This window comes from Oleiphilus sp. HI0123 (assembly GCF_001635315.1).
Window position 1 is genome coordinate 1 of the sequence record NZ_LWGE01001052.1, and the last position, 6,551, is coordinate 6,551.

At 40.8% G+C, this 6,551-nt stretch carries 4 protein-coding genes and 1 pseudogene; 1 reads left to right on the top strand and 4 read right to left on the bottom strand.

All coding sequences use genetic code 11. The features are described 5' to 3' along the window. Positions 1–93 precede the first annotated feature (93 nt). A pseudogene (locus A3761_RS09520) lies at positions 94–714 on the top strand (IS3 family transposase); the annotation flags it as partial. A 646-nt stretch (positions 715–1,360) separates the two neighbouring features. On the opposite strand, the gene A3761_RS09525 reads toward A3761_RS09520, so the two are convergent. The 4 genes from A3761_RS09525 to A3761_RS09540 form a co-directional block, all read right to left on the bottom strand. Beyond that, on the bottom strand, positions 1,361–3,817 hold the full coding sequence (locus tag A3761_RS09525; protein WP_068750148.1) for a choice-of-anchor Q domain-containing protein: 2,457 nt from the start codon (positions 3,815–3,817) through the stop codon (positions 1,361–1,363). Between the two features lie 239 nt (positions 3,818–4,056). Next, the gene (locus A3761_RS09530; protein ID WP_068739540.1) at positions 4,057–4,602 is read right to left on the bottom strand and encodes a hypothetical protein; all 546 of its coding nucleotides are present in this window, start codon (positions 4,600–4,602) and stop codon (positions 4,057–4,059) included. 241 nt (positions 4,603–4,843) lie between these two features. Next, positions 4,844–5,380 (bottom strand): hypothetical protein, encoded by a 537-nt coding sequence (locus A3761_RS09535; protein ID WP_068739542.1) that lies wholly within the window; start codon positions 5,378–5,380, stop codon positions 4,844–4,846. An 82-nt stretch (positions 5,381–5,462) separates the two neighbouring features. Continuing rightward, complete coding sequence (locus tag A3761_RS09540) at positions 5,463–6,047, bottom strand: hypothetical protein (RefSeq protein ID WP_068739544.1); 585 nt, start codon at positions 6,045–6,047, stop codon at positions 5,463–5,465. Between the last annotated feature and the right edge of the window lie 504 nt (positions 6,048–6,551).

The window sequence follows — 6,551 nt, forward strand, 5'->3', positions numbered from 1 at the left end:
CTGGATAAATTCAGTAACATTAGCGTTGTTGTATTTGATTTGAAAAAAGAAGCTTTCAGAAGGGTTCCGAGTATGATTCAACATTTTTGCATACTCCCTTTGCTGCTGAAATCAGAAGGCATGGTGGTCAACAAGAAGCGCACTTACCGAGTTTACACCGAAGAAGAAATACAAGTTCGCACAAAGAAATGAAAGAAGCTTACGCGCCCCATGTTAGTAATGGACTTGCCTGCGCGAGTAAATGAACGTTGGTCTATGGATTTTGTTGCAGACCAGCTTAGCAACGGTCGTCGTTTTAGAGTGCTTAACGTCGTTGATGACTTTAGTCGGGAGATGGTCGACCAACTGACAGAGTTCTCGATCAGTGGCGCACGAGTATCGCGTTTTTTAACTCAGCTGATCGAGACTCGTGGCAAACCAGATGGCATTACCTGTTACAATGGGACTGAATTTACCAGCAAAGCAATGTTCTTCTGGAGCAAAGAAACCGGAGTAAAACTCAACTTTATTCAGGCAGGAAAGCCGACACAAAATGCTTATATAGAAAGCCTGAATGGAAAATTTCGAGATAGCTGTTTGAACTTACATTGGTTCCGAAGCATTGAAGAAGCGAGATATGAAATCGATCACTGGAGGCATCACTACAACCATGAAAGGCCACACAGTTCACTGAATTATTTAACACCAGTAGCCTTTGCAAACCAGGCTGCGTAAACTGAGCTTCCTCCAGAATCAGAGAAAGATATTATACGTATTAACTCATTGCCTGTTGATTGGGAGTATATTTCCTTCACTGATGTAACTAAGGGTTCAGCGAACAGCAAAAAAATAGAATACGGCTTTGCTGTGAAATATAAAATAGTTGATACAAACAGAGAGAAGACTTTACTCAAAAAAAGCACCTACAAACTACTTGATCTAATTGCTTCTCGTTGAGAGGGCGCTGTATAGCCAAAAAGAGAGTAGGATAAATACTGTAGAGAGGTGAAGGCATGACGCAGCATTTGTCTAAGTTGTGTGATTCATTGAAACGCTACTTAATCCGAACCCGTCTGCAGAAAACAAATCGCGCCCACAGCTAGAACAGACGAAAAGCATTACATCATTCACTTAGATTGGCACTTTAAAGAAGTTCCTTTGGGCGATAGCCATATCTAGTGTATTTCTTTAAGGTAGTGAGGCCTATCTATATGCGGAAACCTTGTCTTTTCAGACACTTCAGAGTCACTCAAGTGCCAAGTTGAGCGCAATTTTGGCGACACGTATTCGTGTTTTTAGTCACAACCAAGAGGAACTTATTCCAAACCCCTGATTTCAACTTCAAGGAAGTGACTAAAACCCTCTATAACAAACCGCCTGGTTAAAATAATCTTTGTGACTGTAGCCTTGCTAATAAAATAATAAGCAGGGCTATTAAAAACAATGGGCTCATCGAGCCTCCGCCAGATGAATTAGAGGATACTTCAACATCATTCACATCTCCATTACTCTGTTCAGCACCCTTGTCATCCTCAATGGGCTCATCAGAGTTATCTGAAGTATAATCGCCTTCATTGCTAGAATCGTCATCAATGTTGCTATTTGCTTCATCTATATCGATGATTGTGATGGTTGTTTCATCTACTCCCAAATGAGCAATGCCAGTTTGTACCATACCAAGCGTGAAAGTTTCATCGCCTTCCAAAAAACCTACCGGGTTATTGTTATCGTCCAGGCCAAAGTAAGTCTCCTCATTATATACTTGAATTTCAAACGTCTTGTCACTGGCGTCACCATCTGACCACTTCAAAGCTAGAGGTTTAAGAATTTCGTAATCTGAGATCGAATCTGGCTTCGCATCACCTAGCCCCGTATCATAAACCCAAGCTACTGCCTCGCCTTCACTCCCCCCCGTGCGGCTGACTTTAACAGTGATGAAACCACCATCTTCGTTAACCTCATAGTTCGCAGAAGAAAAAGACAGCGTCCCGGCTATCGCTTTACGGCTACCGACTTCGTAAGCACCAATATCGCAAGCAGAATCAGCACGTACATAATAGCGTTGGTCGAGCATCTTTTCTGAGTGGCAGTATTGTCCATCGCCAGCGTCAATAGCTGGATGCTCTGGTTCTAACTCTATGGTATGTGTATAGCCACCGTTGTCTTTAAGTTCACCTAACTTAGAATCGGCAAGCAAGCTCGGATGAAGCATGTCTATCACCGCGTTATGGCCACAGGTAGAATCACTAGCAAAATTATTACCTAGAGACTCTATATTCCCTACACAGTTTTGAAAACCTGACTCTGTATATATTAAAGTATTTCTTAGACCAACTGAGCCTTTCGAACTATCTATACTTGTACCACGAGTATCTTTATCTAGCGGCAAAGCGTTATGTACTAGTGTGGAATTGATGATTTCTAGTTCGCCATCGTTCAGGTACAAGCCTCCAGAATGCAATTCAGCACTATTATTAGCGATAGTCGAGTTAATAATGACTGAGCTACCCTCAGCATTGTTATGACCAATACCGACACCTCCGGCAGATGCAGCAGAGTTACCGCTCACCTCAGAGAATGACAGTTCAATCTCGTTATAAGCGTTAATTCCTCCAGAGTGGCTAAACTGGTGCGTGGCCTTATTATTGACAATTCGGCTGTTTGAAATCGAACCTGAAACCATGGCTATGCCGCCAGCGGCTATTTCTGCCTCATTATTTGCAACCAGAATATTCGATGCAGACATTTCACTCGAGTGAATAGCACCTCCAAAGCGCCCTGCTGTATTAGAGTTAAAACTTGAATCAACCAAAATTAGGCCGATACCTGTATACAAAGCCCCACCTTGATCACTTGCATGATTAGATGTGAAGCTAGAGTCTTTTATCACTGACGAATTAGTAAACTCATTAGTTCCAATGAACACAGCTCCACCATCTGAAGCTTGGTTCGAAATAAACGTTGAGTTCACGATAGAAGAATACTGGCCTTCTAAATTTGCGCCCCCACCATTACCTGAAGAAACGTTACCTTCAAAATGAGAGCTATCAATAGATATGTTCCCTTCGCTTTTAATTGCACCACCATTCGATGCTTCATTATTTAGAAAACTAGAGTCAGCGATTGAGACTATTCCGAGTTCTTGAAATATTGCAGAGCCCTCTTCCGTAGACACGTTCTCCCTAAAGGTTGTACCAGAGATAGAAGCTCTACCTCCGTCTAGGTAAAGACCTCGATAATTTGAATTAACCTGACTACTCGTGAGCTCTAGATTTCCTCCGCCAATATACATTCCTTCAATGTAGATTGCATTGGACTCTGGACCGGCATTGGTCAACACCACGCTATCTAGGTTTAAATCGCCCTCGCTATATATTAGTGCGGCTTTGTCATATGCCAATCCCTCTGTCATAGTGACATTAGAAATACTAAGTGTGGGGAGGACGTAATCTTCGTTTCTTAGCACCGAGACTAAGCGATAACTATTGTTGGTACTGCTTATTTCTGTGAGAGAGTCTCCAGCACCGGTTATGCTTAGATCATCCAAAATATCTAAATCACCTTCTGCAGCAAGGTCTTCCCCTATTTCACCAAGAGAAATTTTAAATGTACCTGCAGGAAGTGTAATTGCATCTGCACCTTGTAACGCATTAGCCTCCATCACCGCGGCTCGCAGCGAACAAGAACCATTAGCTGTCGCACAAACGCCATTACCAGGGTCGACGTCGACGCTATCGTTCGTATCGTTAACGGCAAAATTTGCTGCCTGACTTGTGAAACTTAAACCAACTAATAACGCACTCGAAATAAGTGCAGAAAACTTCAAGTTTGTTTTCATAAAATCTATATACCTTTTGTTTATAGATAGCGCATATAAAAAAACGCGTTTTAATTCTATCGATTAATATTAGCTAACGGACGTCAAATTGCATGCCGGCATTCAGGAAAATAATTCACTATTTCTTTAACCTATTCGCACTAATTAAATAACCCTAGAAACCCAACATTAACGCCATTAAAAGCGTTCGTATTCTTAAAAGCTTTTGAAGGCTTGTGAACATACTTCGACGATAAGAATTAGTGCCTATCACCTGAGTCATTATGATAGACAGACTGCACAGTCCCATTTTCTTGAGACAACCCTATCGAGCCACTTTCGAGAGTGGCCCAAACAGCTTTTTTCTCTTCATTTAAATGCAGACGCTGAATATCAATCTTCTGATCCGATAGACGTCGATGCCAGTCAGTTTTATTCTCATACGGCTTTACTAAGCTAACTTCGCCGTCTGAATCAGATAGCGCTATTACGCTAAAGTCATCGTTATAGGAAGGAAACCCTAGATAAGTTCCGCGATGATGCTTAGTCATCAAATTCCAAGCCTTTCCCTTAACAAAATCCCAAACTGTCACACACGGATTAAGGTACCCATGTCGGCAATGCGTGACATAAAGCAACTTTTCGCCATCAGCACTAAAAGCTCGCGGCATGTGATAACCACCAGTATCGCGCCGCTGTTTAATCAACTCGTTAGTGTCTGTTGATCGAATCTGCAATATGTATTCATCCAGCTCCTCAAATACGAACTTTTTTGTCCCATCTGGAGAAATAAGACCTTCATTCATAGCGTTGCTCCTGTCTTAAATAGGAATTAATACTACCCTTATCACTTCAACTAACTAAGCAAGACCGGGTTAGGTTTAGGAGAAAAATAATGAGGGAAATTGAAAGAAGGTAAAACGTGAAGTTTTTGATTTTTTAACGGTGCAAGCGAATAACACGGCCGAGATATGCACCAAGATCACCACTTTTTTTGATCATAATTTTAATATACGCAGCTCTATTAAAAACCAGAATTAACCGCTATCACTGAACTAGCTCAGATGGCGATCTAAAAATTGTTTGTATAGCACCATCATATAACGACAACCCTGCCATACCATTTTCAAAAGCTGCCCAAACAACTGCGTTTTCTTCGTTTAGGTGCAAAGACTGTAATTTAACTTTATTGGCAAATAAGCTGTTATTCCATACAGTTGCCCTTTCAAAAGGTCTGATAAGACTAATAACACCGTCATAGTCAGCAAGCGTAATCAAACTAAGGTCATCGTTGTAATCTAGTCCTATAATATGAGTTGTTCGACAGTGCTCTGAGAATACATGCCAGGTCCTTTCTTTTGTAAAATCCCAAACGAATACAGAAGGGTTAGTGTACGCATAACGGCAATAATCACGATAAAATAGCTTTTTACTGTCAGCGCTGAAGGCGACTAGTTGAAGGTGATAATCTATGACACGTTTTCGCTTTATCACGGAATTAGTCTCTGTTAATCTAATTTCTAGTTCGCGGTCCTTGAGCACACATTTCTTCGTACCATCTTTTGACACAATTTCTTTTTTCATAAAATTCTCGTTGTAAGGAATATTTGAAGTTACTGAATAAATGGGAAGTTATACAAAGTTGAGACCGAACGGTTCTAAATGGTTATTGCATGACTACTTCAGAAGGTAATAGATATCTCGATTGAATCACTCCATACTGGATCGTTAGAGTCTCGAAACCTTTCTGATGAGACACCCAAACGATACCTTTCTCCTCATCCAGAGAAAGAGATTCTATGTCTGCATCTTCCATAGAAGAGAAAAAGCAAAGAGTGCGATACCAGACTCTTCCTTTGTCATAGGGATAGACCAAGCTGACACCATATTCACCCGACAAGGCCATGAGACTGAAGTCACCGTTACAAGACACTTTGGTGATGTATCTTACACGATGGTCATCTACCGCCCACGATTTGTTCAGCATAGAATCCCAAACCGTTAGCGAGGTACTTACAAATGCCCCACCACGGTGGTAGGAGATATAAAGTACCTTTTCGCCATCATCACTAAACCCCAATGCTCTCGGGTCACCGCGGGTTTCCCTTTTTTCTTTGATTACCTCATTAGTAACTGTTGATACGATTTTTATAATGTCACGACTGACCACAATTTTTTTTGTACCATCGCGAGAGATTAAATCACTGTGTATGTTGTTACTCCCATCCCGATAGACTAATTCTCCACGCATTCTATTGCTCCTACAGTAAGAACTATTGTCGCTACCTGACTCGACATTCTTTCGAAATGCGGCCAAGTTTATTTATGGGAGAAATCGTAGTTGAAAAATTGGATTGGTATTACGTGAAGTTTTCGTGTTTTTAACGTTGAGGATTAGTCATCTTGAAACTAATCTCCGCAGGCATTCGTTTGATAATCTGGACTTTATAATCAAGGTCCAAAACTTAAAAGCAATTACCTGAACATAAGATGGAGTGAAAAAAGAATGAGATTTTTAGTTGGATTCGTTTTGTTCACTATATTTTTGATTAATTCTGAAAAGTCTAGGTCAGCTGAGGTGGTTCATCTTAACAACCAAACTGCTATGGAGGTCTCACCGATGCATACTACAATTATTTATTTGAGATAAAAGATTAGTTTGAAGTTGACCTCTGTGAAATACTGGAAAATTAAACATTGAAATATCGACCGCACCGTCATTATTTAAAGCATAAGTTTCATTGCTGAGTAGCTC